This window comes from Variovorax sp. GW821-FHT09B01 (assembly GCF_059418345.1).
The window spans coordinates 1-17352 of sequence record NZ_JBWKPQ010000022.1 but is presented as its reverse complement, the minus strand read 5'-3'; the positions used below and the strand labels follow the sequence as shown (position 1 = coordinate 17352).

General features: G+C 71.2%; 11 protein-coding genes. 10 read left to right on the top strand and 1 reads right to left on the bottom strand.

What is annotated here, in order from left to right:
• Positions 1-119: 119 nt before the first annotated feature.
• Positions 120-2009 (bottom strand): ATP-binding response regulator, encoded by a 1890-nt coding sequence (locus AC07RV_RS36440; RefSeq protein ID WP_296787465.1) that lies wholly within the window; start codon positions 2007-2009, stop codon positions 120-122.
• A gap of 159 nt (positions 2010-2168) precedes the next feature.
• Between AC07RV_RS36440 and phnD the strand changes: the two genes are divergently transcribed.
• The 10 genes from phnD to AC07RV_RS36390 all read left to right on the top strand — a co-directional run.
• The gene (gene phnD / locus AC07RV_RS36435; protein WP_296787463.1) at positions 2169-3332 is read left to right on the top strand and encodes a phosphate/phosphite/phosphonate ABC transporter substrate-binding protein; all 1164 of its coding nucleotides are present in this window, start codon (positions 2169-2171) and stop codon (positions 3330-3332) included.
• Complete coding sequence (locus AC07RV_RS36430; RefSeq protein ID WP_444814265.1) at positions 3329-4348, top strand: phosphate/phosphite/phosphonate ABC transporter substrate-binding protein; 1020 nt, start codon at positions 3329-3331, stop codon at positions 4346-4348. Before phnD ends, AC07RV_RS36430 begins: the two co-directional genes overlap by 4 nt.
• A gap of 206 nt (positions 4349-4554) precedes the next feature.
• Positions 4555-5886, top strand: a complete 1332-nt coding sequence (tssK, locus tag AC07RV_RS36425) for a type VI secretion system baseplate subunit TssK (protein ID WP_296787461.1) — start codon at positions 4555-4557, stop codon at positions 5884-5886.
• A 24-nt stretch (positions 5887-5910) separates the two neighbouring features.
• A complete protein-coding gene (locus AC07RV_RS36420) occupies positions 5911-7281 on the top strand; it encodes a DotU family type VI secretion system protein (RefSeq protein ID WP_296787459.1) in 1371 nt (456 codons plus the stop codon).
• Positions 7278-10880, top strand: coding sequence for a type VI secretion system membrane subunit TssM (tssM, locus tag AC07RV_RS36415; RefSeq protein ID WP_296787457.1), 3603 nt, complete (start codon positions 7278-7280; stop codon positions 10878-10880). The genes AC07RV_RS36420 and tssM overlap by 4 nt, the downstream gene beginning before the upstream one ends.
• A complete protein-coding gene (tagF, locus tag AC07RV_RS36410) occupies positions 10877-11509 on the top strand; it encodes a type VI secretion system-associated protein TagF (RefSeq protein ID WP_444814266.1) in 633 nt (210 codons plus the stop codon). Before tssM ends, tagF begins: the two co-directional genes overlap by 4 nt.
• A 656-nt stretch (positions 11510-12165) precedes the next feature.
• Positions 12166-14094, top strand: coding sequence for a serine/threonine-protein kinase (locus AC07RV_RS36405; protein WP_296781262.1), 1929 nt, complete (start codon positions 12166-12168; stop codon positions 14092-14094).
• A 54-nt stretch (positions 14095-14148) separates the two neighbouring features.
• Positions 14149-15756 carry a murein transglycosylase A gene (mltA, locus tag AC07RV_RS36400; RefSeq protein WP_093350812.1) on the top strand — a complete coding sequence of 536 codons (1608 nt, stop codon included), beginning with the start codon at positions 14149-14151 and terminating at the stop codon, positions 15754-15756.
• Positions 15757-15808: 52 nt separating this feature from the next.
• On the top strand, positions 15809-16558 hold the full coding sequence (locus AC07RV_RS36395) for a hypothetical protein (protein ID WP_296781261.1): 750 nt from the start codon (positions 15809-15811) through the stop codon (positions 16556-16558).
• A 27-nt stretch (positions 16559-16585) separates the two neighbouring features.
• Positions 16586-17352 (top strand): hypothetical protein (locus AC07RV_RS36390; RefSeq protein ID WP_495338103.1); only part of this gene is annotated, 767 nt, incomplete at its 3' end.

Here is a 17352-nt window from a genome sequence, read left to right as displayed (position 1 = left end):
GAGGGCTTATGCCCGCGGCGCGCACCCTGCGGGGCTGTGAGGAAGTTCACGCGCCGACGGCCGCTTGGCCTATCTCCGATGGCGTATCGCCACCGAAGACCGTTGCCAGGAACGCGTTCTCAGGCCTGCACGGCCTGCATCGCGGCCGTGCGTTGCGCCAGGATCGCCTGGCGCAGCACGCGCGGCGACACCGGCTTGTAGAGCACGGTGATGCCCGCGCTCTGCACCTCGCGCAGGCGGTCGGGCTTGGTCTCGCCGGTGACCAGCAGGCGCGCGGTGCCGGTGCCGATGCCGCGCGGATGGTGCTCGAGCGCGGCGATCACGTCGAGGCCGTTGTCGCCGCCCTGCAGCAGCAGGTCGCTGACCACCACGTCGGGCGGCACGGGCCAGGTGTCGGCCATGGCGAGTGCCTCGGCGCGGGTCTGCGCGGCCAGCACCGAGGCACCCCAGTTCGACAGCACCACGGTCAGGCCTTCGAGGATGGTGCGCTCGTCGTCGATCACCAGGATGCGCAGGCCCTCGAGGCAGCGCTCGTCGTTCTCGGGCACGTGCGGCGCGGTCACGGCCGGCGCGGGCAAGGCGGCCGGCGCCGAGCGCACCAGCACCCGCACGCAGGTGCCCTTGTTGAGGCGCGAACTCAGTTCCACGCGCGTGTTGAGCAGCTCGGCCAGCCGCTGCACCGTGGCCAGGCCCAGGCCCATGCCGCGCGTGCCGCGCGAGGCCTGGCGGCCCGAGGGCTCGACCTGGTAGAACTCCTCGAACACCCGCGCCTGGTGCTGCTGCGCGATGCCCACGCCGGTGTCGACCACGTCGATGCGCACGCCGCGGCCGCGCTTGCGCGCGCCGATCAGCACGCCGCCCTCGAGCGTGTGGCGCAGCGAGTTCGACACCAGGTTGTTGAGGATGCGCGACAGCATCACGTAGTCGCAGCGCACCCACAGGTCGGTCTTGCGCGCCACCAGCCGCAGGCCCTGCTGCTCGGCCACCGGGCGGAAGTTGCGGCTGATCTCGTCGAACAGCCGGTCGAGCGGGAAGTCGACCCACTGCGGCTGCAGCACGCCGGCGTCGAGCTGCGAGAGGTTCAGCAGCTCGGAGAACAGCCGGTCGAGCGAGTCCACGCATTCGCGGATGTGGCCGATGCGCTGCAGCCGCAGCGGATCGGTCTCGCCGTTGGCCAGGCCGTCGGAGAACAGCGTGAGCGCATGCAGCGGCTGGCGCAGGTCGTGGCTGGCGGCGGCGAGCAGGCGGGTCTTGGCCTGGCTCGCGACCTCGAGCTGCTGGTTCTTGCGCGCCAGCTCGGCCGTGGCCTCGGTGATGCGGCTCTGCAGCAGCCGGTGGCTCTCGGCGAGCGCGCGCGCGGCCTCGTTGAAGCCGCGCTGCAGATGCTGCACTTCGGAGGTGCCCTCGATCGTCACGCTCGCGGCCTCGCCGGCGCCGAGCCGGTCGACCGCCTTGCCGAGCGCGCGGATCGGCTCGCTGATGCGGCGTGCCGCCCACCAGCCGGCCAGGCCCACGCCCACCAGGCTGGCGCCGAGCACCAGCACCACGTTGAGCCAGACCGAGCGGCGCGCGTTCTGCACCGCGCCGAGGCTGATCTCGACCATCACCTTGCCGCTGGTGCGGCCGTCGTCGCCCACGATCGGCACCACCACCTGCAGGCCCTCGCCGCGCGCGCGGTCCATGGTCTCGGAGTTGGCCACGATCTCGCCGTCGTCCGACCAGATCTGCACCTGCTGCACGTGCGGCTGGTAGGTGCCCGACTGCGCGGTGCGCTGCAGCGCGCGCCGGTCCATGCGCACGATCGGCGCCTGCGCCACCGTGGCCACCTGCAGCGCCACCGTCTGCGCATTGGCACGCATCAGCTCGGTGAGGTTGTCCAGGTGCTGGCGCGTGAGCACCGTGATCGCCACCAGCGTCGCCGCCATGGCCGGCAGCATCGCCAGCAGGATCAGCTGCTGCGCGAAGGTGAGCCGCGCCAGGCCGCGGACGACGGCGAAGTTCCAGTTCATGGACGCGGGAAATGCATGGCGGCCGAGCCTACGGAGGCCTTGCAGGGCAGGGAAGACGGGAAAAACATCACGAAAACTGCTTCTGGTTGATATCTAATGGCGTCCGCTTCGCCATGTTAGACCGGCCGGTTCGTCACGGCCTCTCTCGTCCGTCCAAATATGCCGGCTTTCCTGCGCTGTTCCCAAGGCCTCTGCGAGCCCACCGGTATCCGTCGGCCCACTTGGTCGCGCTGGCTGGCGGCGGCGCTGTTCGGTGCGTTGCTGCCGCTGACGGCCGCGGCCCAGGTGCAGGCCCCGCCTTCGCTGCCCTCGGTCTCGACCATTCCCCCCTCGACCCAGTCCACGCCGGCCCAGACCGTCAAGGGCGGCTTCACGGCCGCCGGCGGCCATGGCGCCGAGGCCGCGCCGATGCGCTTCGGCATCCTGCCGCTGGGCGGCGCCTTCGAATCGCGCAGCGACTGGGATCCGCTTTTGGCCGAACTCAGCCGCGCGCTCGGCCGGCCGGTGGCGGTGCTCTCGGTCAATTCGTACGAGGCGCTCGAGCAGGCGATCCAGCGCGACGACGTCGACATGGCCTTCCTGTCGGGCAAGATGGCGCTCGACGCCGTGAGCCAGCGCCGCATGAAGGTGGTGGCGCAGGTGGTGCGGCACGACGGCCTGCCCGGCTACCGCGCGCTGCTGCTGGCGCGCAAGGCGCCGCCGTTCAATACGCTGGCGGGCCTCTTGGCCGACCCCGAGCGCTGGCGCCTCGCGCGCGGCGAGAAGCAGTCGGTGTCGGGCTTCATCGTGCCGCAGCTGCAATTCTTCCTGCCCAACCACATCGCCATGGAGACCCGCTTCGCGAGCGAGGTGGTGGGCACGCACCAGGTCACGGCGCTGGCGGTGGCCAACAACGAGGCCGACATCGCCACCAACAACACGGCCGACTTCGAGCGCTTCAAGCTGCGCTTCCCGGCCGAGGCCGGCCGGCTGCAGGTGCTGTGGGAGTCGGAGCTGATCCCGCATGCGCAGATCGTGATGCGGCGCGACTATCCACCCGAGCTGCGCCAGCGCGTGCAGGCCTTCCTTGTGGCCTACGGTCGCGCCAAGGGGCCGCGCGGCGATGCCGAGCGCGTGGTGCTGAAGTCGCTGCACGACCTCGCGGGCTTCGTGCCGGCCGACAACAGCTCGCTGCTGCCCGCGGCCAAGCTGGCCTACCAGCTCGCGACGCAGAACGCCAAGACCGCGCAATGGGTCAACGACGCCGCGCGCCAGGCCCGCCTGCAGCGGCTGGACAGCGGCTATGCCGAGCAGGTCGGCGTGCTGAAGGACGTCTCGCCTTGATCGCCTGGCTGCGCGCCGCGTGGCTGGCGGTGCTGGCCGTGGCGGCCTGCGCCGCGGTGCCGGCCGCGCAGGCCACGCAGCCGGAGCCCGTCAAGGCGATCCGCTTCGGCGTGCTGCCGCTGGGCGGCGCGGTTGAGTCGCGCGCGCTGTGGACGCCGCTGCTGGCCGACCTCGGCCGCGCCATCGGCGTGCCGGTGAGCGCCTACTCGGTCTCGTCGTACGAGGAGCTCGACCGCGCCATCGGCCGCGACGAGATCGACATGGCCTTCCTGTCGGCCAAGATGGCGCTCGATGCCGTGACCCAGGGCCGCATGAAGGTGATCGCGCAGATCGCGCGCCGCCCTGGCATGCCCGAGCACCGTGCCGTGCTGCTGATGCGCAAGGCGCCGCCCTTCAACAGCCTCGAGGCGCTGCTCGCCCGGCCCGAGTCATGGCGGCTCGCGCGCGGCGACAGCCGCTCGGTGACCGGCTTCCAGGTGCCGCAGAGCGAGCTGTTCCTGCCCCACCACATCGCGATGGAGACGCGCTTTCGCAGCGAGATCGTCGACACCCACCAGGCCACCGCGCTGGCCGTGGCCAATGGCGATGCCGACGTCGCCACCAACAACAGCACCGACTTCGAGCGCTTCCGCGAGCAGTTCCCGGTCGAGGCCGAACGGCTGCAGGTGGTGTGGGAATCGCAGCCGCCGCCGGGCGCGCCGATGGTGGTGCGGCGCGGCTGGCCGCCCGAGTTCCAGGCCCGGCTGCAGTCCTTCCTGACCAACTACGGCCAGGGCAAGGGGCCGCGCGCCGATGCCGAGCGCGAGGTGCTCAAGACCTTGCGCGCCGGCTTCGGCTACGCGGCGGCCGACGACAGCGCGCTGCTGCCGCAGGCCCGGCTCGACCGCCAGCTCGGCCGCCAGCGCGCGATGGCCGCGCAGTGGGTCAACGATGCCGCGCGCGAGCAGCGGCTGCAGCGCATCGAGAAGGTCTACGCCGACCAGGTGCGCATGCTCGGCGGCACGCCCGCGCGCTGACGCGCCGAGGCCGCGCGTCCGTTTCGCGGCGCCGTCCCCATCGCTTTCGAGCCCGCATCGGGCCCGCGTCTACTCCCTTCGCCGTACGTCCTCGCGCGCCGCCTATGCCGTTAGCTAGGCCTTAAGGCGGATTTGCCCACGACTTCGCGCGCCGGAAACTCACCGCTTCTTACAGGCAGCCCTTGCCGTTGACGGAGTGCGAGCGGATGAGTTGGCGAACAAAAGTGGTCTGGAGCGAGGGGATGCTGCTGCAGCCCCAGCACCTGCAGCAGAGCGAACGACATGCCGATCACGCGCGGCACGTGCTGCTGCGCTCCACCACGCCCTATGCCTGGGGCTTCGCCGAACTGGAGATCGACCAGGCCGCGCTGACGCTGGGCAAGCTGGCGCTGGTGCGCGCGGTGGGCGTGTTCGGCGACGGCACGGTGTTCGACATGCCGGCGGTCGATCCGCTGCCCGAACCGATCGATATCCCCCCGACCATGCGCGACGAGGTCGTGGTGCTCGCGCTGCCGCTGCGCCGCGCCGGGGCGCGCGAGGCCGATGCCGAGGAGTACGAGGAACTGGTGCGCCACCGCGTGCTCGAGTCCGACGTGCCCGATTCCAACACCGCGGGCGAGCGCACCGCGATGCTGCAGCTGGGCCAGCTCCACACGCGGCTGATGCGCGCCAGCGAGGCCACCGATGCCTGGACCACGCTGGGCGTGGCGCGCGTGGTCGAGCGCCGCGTCGACAACCAGGTGCAGCTCGAGCGCGCGATGCTGCCGCCGCTGCTCGACGTGGCGGGCCACGCGGTGATCCGTGCCTGGCTCGACGAGCTGCTCGGCCTGCTGCGCCAGCGCGGCGAGGCGCTGGCCGGGCGCATGACGCAGGGCGGCACCGGCGGCGTGGCCGAGATCGCCGACTTCATGCTGCTGCAGACCGTGAACCGCAACGAGGCGGTGTTCGCCCACCTCGCCAAGAGCGCGATGCTGCATCCGCAGCGCTTCTTCGAGCAGGCGCTGGGCCTGGCCGGCGACCTCGCGAGCTTCCGCGACTCGCGCCGCGTGGCGCGCTTCGGCCCCTACATCCACGACGACCTCGCGCTGAGCTTCCGGCCGCTCATGGACGACCTGCGCCGCAGCCTGTCGATGGTGCTCGAGCAGTCGGCGATCCGCATCGACCTGCACGACCGCAAGCATGGCGTGCGCGTGGCGGTGATCAGCGACGTCGAGCTGCAGCGCAACGCGGTCTTCGTGCTCGCGGTCAACGCCCACATGCCCAGTGAGGCGCTGCGCGCGCGCTTCCCGACGCAGGTCAAGATCGGCCCGGTCGAGCGCATCCGCGACCTCGTCAACCTCGCGCTGCCGGGCGTCACGCTGACGCCGATGCCGGTGGCGCCGCGCCAGATCCCGTTCCATGCGGGCGCGAACTACTTCGAGCTCGAGACCCGCAACAGCGACCTCTGGCGCCAGCTCGAGCAGTCGGGCGGCGTCGCGATGCATATCGCGGGCGACTTCCCGGGCCTCGACCTCGCGTTCTGGGCGATCCGTGGCTAGCCATCGGCACAGGACGGAAAAACCATGACCACACCCGACCCCTTCGCCGCCTTCGAGTCCGAGCGCACGGTCATCAAGCCCAAGCCGCGCACGCCGGCCAATGCGCCGGCGGCCTCGGCCGCGCCCGCGCCTTTCTTTCCCGCCACCGATCCCACGCCGGTGGCCGACCTCGGCGAACTCGGCCTGCTCAATCCGCTGGTGTCGGCGGCCGGCAAGCTGCTGGTGCTGATCGGCAAGCTGCGCAACCTGGTGCAGCCGCCCAACGTGCCGGCGCTGCGCGCCTCGACCGCCGAGGCCGTCAACCAGTTCGACCAGAACGCGCGCCGCGCGGGCGTGAGCAACGAATCGGTGCTGGCCGCGCGCTACGTGCTGTGCACCGCGCTCGACGAGGCGGTGGCCAACACGCCCTGGGGCGTGCAGGCCGGCTGGAACAAGCAGAGCCTGCTGGTGCAGTTCCACAACGAAACCTGGGGCGGCGAGAAAGTGTTCCAGCTGCTGGCCAAGCTCGCGCAGGACGTGCCCACGCACCGCCAGCTGCTCGAGCTGATCTACAGCGTGCTGGCGCTCGGCTTCGAGGGCCGCTACCGCGTGGTCGACAACGGCCGCGCGCAGCTCGACTCGGTGCGCCAGCGGCTGGCCGACCTGATCGCCAAGGACCGCCCCGCGGTCGAGCCCGAGCTCTCGCCGCACTGGCGCGGGCAGGGCGCGGGCACGGTGCGGCTGCGCGAGTCGCTGCCGCTGTGGGTGTTCGCGGCCGGCTTCGCGCTGCTGCTCGCGCTGGCCTGGTTCGGCCTGCGGCTCACGCTCAACTACCGCTCCGACACCACCTACTCGGCGCTGTCGAGCCTGCGCGTGCCCAACATCCAGATCGCGCCGCCGGCCGCGCCGGCCAAGACGCCGCGGCTCGCGCGCTTCCTCGAGCCCGAGATCAAGCAGGGCCTGGTCACCGTGACCGACGAGGCCGACCGCAGCGTGGTGCGGCTGCGCGGCGACTCCTTCTTCAGCTCGGGCAGCGCCGACCCGATGGCGCAGTCGCTGCCGGTGCTGCGCCGCATCGGCCAGGCGCTGGCCGAGGTCAAGGGCGAGGTGCTGATCACCGGCCACTCCGACAACCAGCCGATCCGCTCGCTGCGCTATCCGTCGAACTGGCACCTGTCGGCCGCGCGCGCCGACGCCGTCAAGGGCGCGCTGTCGACGCTGGTCGATCCGGCGCGCATGCGTTCCGACGGCAAGGCCGATGCCGAGCCGGTCGCGCCCAACGACTCGCCCGCCAACCGCGCGCGCAACCGCCGCGTCGAGGTGGTGCTGCTGACCGAGCCCGAGCGCCTGGCGTCGTCGGCGCCCGCCGCCGCCGCGCCGCCTGCGCCGTCGCCCGCCACGGGAGCGACCAAATGATCAAGAAAATCTTCGGCTTCCTGTTCAGCCCGCTGCTGCTGACGCTGCTCGCGCTGATCGTCGTCGCGCTGCTGATCTGGTGGATCGGCCCGCTGGTGAAGATCGGCGCGCTGGCGCCGCTCGAGAGCGAGACCACCCGCGCCATCGTCATCGGCGTGATCGTGCTGCTGGTGCTGCTGCGCGCCATCTACCGCCGCTGGCGCGCGCGCCGCGCCAGCCAGCACCTGACCGACGGCCTGATGAAGGCGCCCGCGGCCAAGGCCGGCACGCCGGTGGCCGGCGAGCAGCAGATCCTCGACACGCGCTTCAACGAGGCCGTGGCCACGCTCAAGCAGATGAAGCTGCACGCGGCCGGCAAGAAGCCCGGCTGGCGCGACTGGCTCTCGATCTCGGGCGGCAGCTACCTCTACGACCTGCCCTGGTACGTGTTCATCGGCGCGCCGGGCGCGGGCAAGACCACCGCGCTGGTCAACTCGGGCCTGTCGTTCCCGCTGGCCGAGAAGTTCGGCCCCGGCGCCATCCGCGGCGTGGGCGGCACGCGCAACTGCGACTGGTGGTTCACCGACGAGGCGGTGCTGATCGACACCGCGGGCCGCTACACCACGCAGGACAGCCACCAGTCGGAGGACAAGAACGCCTGGGAAGGCTTCCTCGGCCTGCTCAAGAAGGTGCGCCCGCGCCGGCCGCTCAACGGCGTGTTCCTCACCGTCAGCGTCGGCGACCTGCTGAGCCAGGGCCCCGAGGCGCGCTCGCAGCTCGCGGCCTCGATCCGCGCGCGCCTGCTCGAGCTCGACGGCAAGCTCACGACGCGGCTGCCGGTCTACGTGCTGGTCACCAAGAGCGACCTGCTGTACGGCTTCACCGACTACTTCGACGACCTCGGCAAGGAGCAGCGCGCGCAGGTGTTCGGCTTCACGCTGCCGCCCGAGGAGAACCAGCAGGTCGACGAGAAGGGCCTGTCGACCGCGTTCCAGCGCGAGTTCGCGCTGCTGCACCACCGCGTCAACGACGGCCTGATCGCGCGCATGCAGCGCGAGACCGATGGCACGCGGCGTGCCGCGATCTTCGGCTTCCCGGCGCAGTTTGGCTCCATCGGCCCGCTGCTGTCGGACCTGCTCGACCAGGTCTTCACCGGCTCGCGCTTCACCCAGCCGCCGTGGGTGCGCGGCGTGTACTTCACCAGCGGCACGCAGGAGGGCAGCCCGATCGACCGCGTGATGGGCAGCCTGTCGCGCAGCTTCGGCATCGAGCGCGCGATGCTCGCGCCGCAGAAGTCGAGCGGGCGCAGCTACTTCCTCACCACGCTGCTGCGCGAGGTGGTGTTCCCCGAGCAGCGCCTGGCCGGCGCCGACGTCAAGCTCGAGCGCCGCCGCCACACGCTGCGCTTCGCGGCCGTGGCCGCGATGACGCTGCTCACGGTGGGCCTGCTCGCGGCCTGGGGCTACAGCACGCTGCGCAACATGGACTACCTGAAGTCGGTCGAGGCGCGCGTCGAGCCGGCCAAGCAGAACCTGGCTGCGCTGCCGGCGCGGGTGCAGAACCTGGTCGAGGTGGCGCCGGTGCTGCAGAACCTGCGCGACATCTGGCGCACGCCCGAGAACCGCCTGGGCGACGAGCCGCTGGCCATGACCCTGGGCCTCTACCAGGGCGACAAGCTCGATGCCGCCGCCATGCTGGTGCACCAGCGCGCGCTCAACGAGGCCTTCCTGCCGCAGATCGCCAAGCGGCTCGAGGACCAGCTGCGCACCGCGCAGAAGGACAACCTCGAGTACACCTACGAGGCGCTCAAGAGCTACCTGATGCTCTACCAGCCCGAGCACTTCGATCCCGAGGCGCTCAAGGCCTGGATCACGCTCGACTGGTCGCGCAGCCTCGACCGCGGCATTCCCGAGGACCAACGCAAGCAACTCGAGGACCAACTCGACGTGCTGATCGCGCAGGGCCCGCCGCGCTCGCCGCTCAAGGTGGACGAGAACCTGGTGCGCAGCGTGCGCGCCGTGCTCGCGAGCTATCCGCTCGAGCAGCGCGTGTTCAGCCGCCTGAAGCGCCAGCGCGCCTCGCGCGACATCCCGGCCTTCAGCGTCGCGCAGGCCACCGGTCCCTCGGGCCCGCTGGTGTTCGAGCGCATCAGCGGCAAGCCGCTGACCGAGGGCGTGCCCGGCATGTTCACCTACGACGGCTACCACAAGCGCTTCCAGAACGAGGTGGTGGTGCTGACCGGCCTGCTCGCGCAGGAGGACCCGTGGGTGCTGGGCCAGGACCGCAGCACCGCCGACCGGCTGCGCGACGCGGCCGCGCTCGGCGAGCTCACCGACCGCGTGCGCCGGCTCTACCTGGCCGAGTACGTCAAGCAGTGGGAAGCGCTGCTGGCCGACGTGCGGCTGATCCGCGTCACCGGCCTCGACAAGAACATCGAGACCGCGCGCATCCTCTCGGGCGTGGATTCGCCGCTCGCGAACTTCCTGCGCGCCGTGGTCAAGCAGACCACGCTGATTCCCGCCGCCGACGCCAACAAGGACGTGGTGAGCAAGGCCTCGGAGACCGTGCGCAACACGCGCAAGGGCCTGGAGGACCTGTTCGGCGGCGACCCCGGCCGCCAGGTCGCGCCCGGCAAGCGCATCGAGAGCATCGTCGACGACCGCTTCGAATCGCTGCGCCGCCTCGTCACCGCCGGCGGCCCGAACCAGCCGGCGCCGATCGACGACGCGCTCAAGCTGTTCAACGAGGTCTACGTCTACCTCAACGCCGTCGACACCGCGGTCAAGGGCCGCACCTCGCCGCCGCCCGGCGACGTGGCCGGCAAGCTCAAGTCCGACGCCGGCCGCCTGCCCGAGCCGGTGCGCAGCATGATCGAGAACCTGAGCCAGACCGGCGCCACGCAGGCCCAGGTGGCCGAGCGCGGCAACCTGAGCCAGGACCTGCGCCCCGTGGCCGAGTTCTGCGCGCGCGCCATCGCGGGCCGCTATCCCTTCGTGCAGAGCAGCAAGCGCGACGTGCTGCCCGAGGACTTCGGCCAGATGTTCGGCGCCGGCGGCCTGATGGACGACTTCTTCCAGAAGCGGCTGGCCGCCCTGGTCGACACCAGCACGCGGCCGTGGCGCTACAAGCCCGTGGCCGAGCGCGGCGCCATCACCACGCAGGCGCTGGCGCAGTTCGAACGCGCGGCGCGCATCAAGGAGATCTTCTTCCGCGGCGGCGGGCGCGGTCCGTCGATGCGGCTCGACTTCAAGCCGGTGGAGATGGACGCGAGCATCACGCAGTTCATCCTCGACGTCGACGGCCAGCTCGTGAAGTACGCGCATGGCCCCGTGGTGCCGATGGCCGTGCAGTGGCCCGGCCCGAAGGGCAGCAACCAGGTGCGCGTGCAGGTGAGCCCGCCCTCGGCCACGGGCAGCTCGGGCTCGGCGGTCGATGGGCCGTGGGCACTGTTCCGCACGCTCGACGACGGCCAGCTCGAGGCCGGCGACGCACCCGAGAAGTTCTTCATCACCTTCCAGGTCGGCAACCGGCGCACCCGCTTCGAGGTGACGACCAACAGCGTGCAGCACCCGATCCGGTTGAAGGAACTGCGCGAGTTCTCGTGCCCGGAGGGCTTGTGAACCTCGCCTCGTCCCCGTTGTTCGCTTCCACGCAATTGCCGGGATGGTTCGGCAAGTTGCCGGGGATGGGGGACTTCGCGCATCGCCGCTTGCCCGAATCGTTTCGGGAGGTGTGGGATGCGTGGCTGCAGCGCGGGCTCGCCCGGTTGCGGGATCGGCATGCGGACTGGACTTCGCACTACCTCGAGGCGCCGGTGTGGTGCTTCGTGCTCGGGCCTCGGGTGGCGGGGGAGCGGGGGTGGATCGGGGTGTTGATGCCATCGGTCGATGGGGTGGGGCGGTACTTTCCTTTCACCGTGGCGGTGGAGTTGGAAGACCCGCTGCTCTCTGAGCTCGAGGGGGCTGCGTTGGTGGCTGCCTTGCGGTGGTGGGGGGTGGCTACGCAGGCTGCTCTGGAAGGGTTGGAGCTGGATCTGGATGCGGCGCGGTTTGATGCTGCTTTGGCTCGGTTGTTTGTTGGTACTGCTGGTTCGGATGCTTCGTCTTCTGGAGGTGCGTTGGCTTTGCCGTTGGAAGGGGCCTCTTTGTGGATTGGGGATCCTTCCGTTGAAAGCGGGCTGCGGATGGTTTGCGTGGGGTTGCCTCTGGATCTGCAGTTCGAGGCGCTGTTTCTTGGGGGAGGGGAGTGAGCTTTGTCTTCCTCTGATTGTTTTTTTGAGGGTGTCGGCCGGGATTTCGCCCCGGCGGGCGAGTCACTTTCTTTTGCTTCGCCAAAAGAAAGTAACCAAAGAAAAGGCGACCCCACTGTCTGTGTCCCTCCGCTTCGCTACGGGCAACCTGCGGTGCTCGGGGAAAGCGGGGGTCCGCAGAACTCGCTGCGCTGCGCTCCGCTCAGACAGCTGCGGCCCTTATCCCGCTTTCCCCTGCGCTCCTCGGCACAGCCAGAGGGGAGCGATCCGGGCCATCGCTGCGCTCGGCCGCAGATACCCAACGGGCCTTCGCTTCGCTCGGCCTCGGCTATCGGGCGTAACGGTCGTGCTCGCCCCCCCCACACAAGGACGCGCCATGGCGCGTTGACCCTGATCCCCTCTGGCTGCGCCGAGGAGCGCAGCGTTTCGCGGACAAGGGCTCGCAGCTGTTTGAGCGAAGCGAGTTCTGCGAGACCCCGCGAAACGCGAGCACCGCAGGTTGCCCGTAGCGAAGCGGAGGGTCGCAGACAGTGGGGTCGCCTTTTCTTTGCCTACTTTCTTTTGGCGAAGCAAAAGAAAGTAGGTCGCCCGCCGGGGCGAGACCCGGCCAACAGCCTCCCGCAGGGAGCAGGTCTTCTAGAGGCCCGGAGGACCCGATGACCGAAGAAATCAAGCCCGAAGGCAACGACGACCGCACAAGAGTCGTCCCCCGAACCACCCCCCTGGACGACAGCGCCACAGTCATCACGTCCGGCCAGCCCACGCGCACCAGCAGCCCGCTGTTCGCCCCAACGAACCCACCGACGAACCCCACCACAGGCCCGTCACAAGCTGGAACGCACGAAGCCGGCCTCCTCCCCGTAGGCAGCCGCCTCGCAGAATTCGAAATCACCCGAGTCATAGGCCAAGGCGGCTTCGGCGTCGTCTACGAAGCCTGGGACCACACCCTCGAACGCGTCGTAGCGATCAAGGAATACCTCCCGTCCTCCCTCTCCACCCGCCAGGGCGACGGCAGCGTAGTCCCCTTGTCGGAACGGCATCGCGAAACCTTCGACCTCGGCATGCGCAGCTTCATCAACGAAGCCCGCCTGCTCGCCCAGTTCGACCACCCCTCGCTGCTCAAGGTCTACCGCTTCTGGCAGGAGCGCGGCACCACCTACATGGTGATGCCCTTCTACCGCGGCGACACCCTGCGCCAGGCGCTGGTGTCGATCCCCGCGGGCGTCGACGAGGCCTGGCTGGTGCGCATCATGGACGGCGTCACGCAGGCGCTCGGCGTGATGCATGGCGCCAACTGCTACCACCGCGACATCGCGCCCGACAACATCATCCTGCTCGAAGGCTCGGGCCGGCCGGTGGTGCTCGACTTCGGCGCGGCGCGGCGCGTGATCACCGACAAGACGCAGGCGATCACGGTGATCCTCAAGCCGGGCTATGCGCCGATCGAGCAGTACGCCGAGATGCCCGACATGTCGCAGGGCGCATGGACCGACGTCTATGCGCTCGCGGCCGTGATGCACGTGGCCGTGTGCGGCCGCGCACCGCCGCCGTCGGTGGCGCGCCTCCTGTCCGACAGCTACGTGCCGCTCGCGGGCAACGAGATCCTGCGCCAGCGCTACAGCCCGCAGCTGCTCGCGGCGATCGACGCCGGGCTCGGCGTGCGGCCCGAGGCGCGGCCGCAGTCGATGGCCGAGCTGCGCGCGGCGCTCGGGCTCGAGACCAGCCAGAGCATCGCGCCGCCCGCGCATTCCTCGCAGCATTCGCGCGGCACATCGGCGGCACCGGGGCCGAACAGCCGCAGCGGCGGTGGCGGCAAGACCGTGGTGCTGCCGCCCGCGCCGGCACCGTCGGCCGGTGCGCGCCCGGGCGGCAACAAGACGGCCGCGGCGCTGGTCTCGGTGGCGCTGCTCGCGGCCGCGGCCGGCGGTGGCTGGTGGTGGTTCCAGGGCCGCGGCCATGGCGACACGCCGCCGCCGATCGCAAGCGCGCCGCCGCCGCCCGGCGGCGACACGCAGCAGGTCGCGCAGACACCGCCGCCCCCGCCACCGCCGCCGCCCGCGCCGGCGCCATCGCCGCGCACGCCGCTCGAATCGCTGCAGTCGCTGGCCGGCGGTGCCGCGGCCGGCTTCGAGGTCACGGCCTCGGCCAAGAAGCCCGAGGTGGCGATCGGCAAGGACAAGCTGGCCTTCGAGGTGCGCAGCAAGCGCGACGGCTTCGTCTACGTGTTCCTGCTGTCCAGCGGCGGCGAGATGTTCCTGCTGTTCCCGAACCTGCTCGACAAGTACAACAAGATCACCGCCGGCAGCCCCCTCGCGCTGCCGCGTGCCTCGTGGCCGATGGAGGCCGGTGGGCCCGCCGGGACCAACCAGTTCGCGGTGCTCGTCAGCGAGCACGAGCGCGACTTCGGTGCCTCCGGCGTGCAGAACGAGGGCGTGTTCCCGCAGTTTCCGCTGCCGGTGCTCGCGGCCCTCGAGACCACCCGCGGCAGCGGACCTTCCCCCCTGCTGGGCAAGCCGGTATGCGCGCCCAACACCCCCTGCAACGACGTCTATGGCGTCGCCAATTTCAAAATCGTCGAGAAGTAATCGTCTGTAGAGCGTGACCCGACGGGCCACCTTTCCACGAAGGAGATCTTCACCATGAACAAGCACCTGCCGGCCCTCGCGCCGACGCCCGCGCCGGCCCTGCACCGGGCCGCCGTGGCAGCCGCGACCGCCGCCGCCGCCTTCCTCGCGGGCTGCGCCGTGCCGCCGCCCGCCGCGACCGAGACGCCCGCCGCCAGCACCGACACGGCCGCGGCGGCGCCCGCGCCCGCCCCGGCGCCGCGCCCGCCCTCGAGCGGCAGCGTGGCCGGCCAGGCGCGCACCTTCTCGACCCAGCTCGCGACCTACACCGCGGTCGGCTTCGATGCCGTGCCGGGCTGGACGCGCGACGACTTCGCCGAGAGCTGGCCCGCCTTCCTCGGCAGCTGCAAGGTGCTCAACGGCCGCGGCACCGAATGGAAGTCGGTCTGCGATCGCGCGGTCAAGGTCGACGGCAAGAGCAATCCCTCGATCCGCAACTTCTTCGAGACCGAGTTCTCGGTCTACCAGATCCGCGACGACGACCGCCGCCCCGACGGCGTGGTCACGGGCTACTTCGAGCCCGAGATCCAGGGCAGCCGCAGCTACGCGCCGCCGTTCATCTACCCGGTGTACGGCCAGCCCGAGGACATGCTGTTCGCCGACGCGCGCAAGCTGCCCGCGGGCGACGGCACCGTGGCCGCGCGCGTGCAGGGCCGCAACGTGGTGGTGCAGACCGGCCTGAGCACGCGCGACATGGGCGCGCCGGGCCTCTATGCGCTCGACCTCTCGGGCATCGTGCGCGACACGCTCGACCGCAAGGTGCGCCTGCGCGTCGAGGGCAAGCAGCTCTTGCCGTACTACACGCGCGAGGAGATCGAGACCAAGGGCGCGCCCAACGCCAAGGTGCTGGCCTTCGTCTCGAGCGCCACCGCGCTCTACGAGATGCAGATCCAGGGCTCGGGCCGCATCCGCCTGGCCAGCGGCGAGATGATCCGCGTCGCCTACGCCGAGCAGAACGGCCAGCCGTTCCGGCCCACGCTGGCGCAGGCCGCCAACGGCAAGCCGCGCAGCCCGGTCAAGGTGCGCGGCTCGTCGATCGAGCTCGACCTCGACGACGGCGACGACGACGATGCCGGCAACGTCTCGACCACCATCCGCACGCGCGGCTTCACGCTGGCGCGGCCCGCCACCAGCGGCGCGGTGATGGTGCCCGGCCGGCGCGCGGCCGGCCCGGTGGCCGGCACCGGCATCAAGGACCCGAGCTACGTGTTCTTCAAGGAGGCGACCACGCCCGGCGGCCCGGTGGGCGCCTTCGGCGTGCCGCTGTCGGCCGGCCGCTCGATCGCGGTCGATCCGCGCAGCACGCCGCTCGGCTACCCGGTGTTCGTCTCGACGCGCACGCCCGGCAGCGGCGCGCCGATGCAGCGCCTGACCATCGCGCAGGACACCGGCGGCGCGATCCGCGGCGCGGTGCGGGCCGACTATTTCTTCGGCAACGGCCAGCAGGCCGCGACCAACGCGCGCCGCATGAAGGAACGCGGCCAGCTCTGGATCCTGCTGCCGCGCGGCCTGGCCGTGGCGAGCGCCGCCGTGTCCTCGGCGATCCGCACGCGCGGCGCGCCGGTCGGCGCCGGCCTCGCGCAATGCCTGGTGCCCACCGAGGGCGTCTGCGAGGACGATTGAGGAGATGACAGCGTGAATGCCGCCACGAGGCCCGGCCCCGGCCGTTGAATCCATGCAGGAAACGCTGTCGTCCGAGGAAAGCGGAGAACTCGTGCGCCTGTGGCGCCGGCGCCAGACGCTGACGTCGAACGACATGGGCCGCATGTACCGCATCGTGGGCGACGCGCTGGTGGCCTGCAATCCGCCCGAGCTGCAGGTGCTCGGCGAAGGGCGCCAGGAGCTGGTGGCGCAGTTCATCTACGTCAAGGTGCTGCGGCTCGATGCCGATCCCGACGAGGCCGAGGAGCGCGCGGGCCACAGCGCGCCCTCGACCGCCTTCGCGCTGTGCGCGTACTTCCGCCGCTACCTGATCGACTGCACGCGCTCGGCCGCCTTCAAGCGCAAGCTGTCGATCGGCGACCAGATCACCGAGGCCCAGCTCGAGGACGAACTGGGCGCCGATGAGGACCTCGAGGGCTGCCTGGCCGAGCACGGCCTCAGCAGCCTCGCGGTGCAGCAGGCGGCGCGCGCCTTCATCGCCGAGCTGCCCGAGCCCGAGCGCATCCTGCTGTGCGAGGGCTTCGGCAGGGAGGCCGAGGGCGGCCTGTCGGGCATCGCCTCGCGCCATGCCATCGCCTCCTACCACTACCGCGCGGGCCGGCTCGGCCTGGTGCACAAGCGCGAGGGCCTGACCGCCGACTACGCCAAGACCCGGCTCGGCGGCTGGCTCCAGGGCACCCTGGGCATCGCCATCGAGGCCGACAACATGGCGGCGATCCTGCAGGTTTTCAAAATCCTGGGCGCTGAAGCGTCTTATGCCTGAAGACATAGCCATTCAGGAACAGACGCCATGACCACCCATCTCTGGCCACCGCTCAGCGCGATCCGCAGCGCCTTCGAAACCGGACCGGGCGCCGCTTCGGCGTTCGCGCCCGAGACGCCCGGGCTCGCGACCGTCGCCATGCCCGGCGCGCGCGGCGAAGCGCCCGGAGCGCCCGAGGCGGCCGCGCCGCCGCCGGTCGACCTGCTGCTGCCGCTGGCCGAGCTCGCGCGCCGCCGCGAGGCCGTGGCGCAGCGCAGCTTCGGCGCGCGCTGGGCGCCGGGCCGGCTGGTCAGCGTGGTGCACGAGGGCCGGCTGCTCGGCGTGCTGCTCGACCGCTGCATCCACGGCGAACTCTGGCAGGGCTGGATGGCGGCCGGCGAGGCCGACTGGGCCTCGGCCTTCGACGTGCTGCTCGAGCCCGACGACGAACCCTTCGAGCCGGCCTTCGGACTGATCCAGGCCTGGAACGTGTTGACGCTCGAGCCGAGCCCGCAATTGGCGGCGCGCGTGCTCGGCGAGGTCTCGGCCACGCGGCTCGCCGCGATCCGCGCGGTGCACGACGAGTGGGCCGCGCAGGCCGCGCCCGCCATCGCGCCCGAGCCCGGCCGCATCGCGCTGCGCACCGTGGGCGGCGTGTTCGCCGTGCTGTCGGGCACGCCGCTGGGCCCGCGCGATCCGCGCGTCGAATACCAGTCGCTGTACCGCGACGCGGCGTCGCAGCTCGGCGCGGCCTGGCTGCCGGCCGCGCGCAGCGCGCCCGGCCCGGCCGCCGCGCCGCGCGCGCGGCCCCAGCC

What these genes read in the sequence shown, in the direction of transcription:
- AC07RV_RS36440 (WP_296787465.1), bottom strand. Translation starts at nt 2,009, where the DNA reads ATGAACTGGAACTTCGCCGTCGTCCGCGGCCTGGCGCGGCTCACCTTC.
- phnD (WP_296787463.1), top strand. Translation starts at nt 2,169, where the DNA reads ATGCCGGCTTTCCTGCGCTGTTCCCAAGGCCTCTGCGAGCCCACCGGT.
- tssK (WP_296787461.1), top strand. Translation starts at nt 4,555, where the DNA reads ATGAGTTGGCGAACAAAAGTGGTCTGGAGCGAGGGGATGCTGCTGCAG.
- AC07RV_RS36420 (WP_296787459.1), top strand. Translation starts at nt 5,911, where the DNA reads ATGACCACACCCGACCCCTTCGCCGCCTTCGAGTCCGAGCGCACGGTC.
- tssM (WP_296787457.1), top strand. Translation starts at nt 7,278, where the DNA reads ATGATCAAGAAAATCTTCGGCTTCCTGTTCAGCCCGCTGCTGCTGACG.
- AC07RV_RS36405 (WP_296781262.1), top strand. Translation starts at nt 12,166, where the DNA reads ATGACCGAAGAAATCAAGCCCGAAGGCAACGACGACCGCACAAGAGTC.
- mltA (WP_093350812.1), top strand. Translation starts at nt 14,149, where the DNA reads ATGAACAAGCACCTGCCGGCCCTCGCGCCGACGCCCGCGCCGGCCCTG.
- AC07RV_RS36395 (WP_296781261.1), top strand. Translation starts at nt 15,809, where the DNA reads ATGCAGGAAACGCTGTCGTCCGAGGAAAGCGGAGAACTCGTGCGCCTG.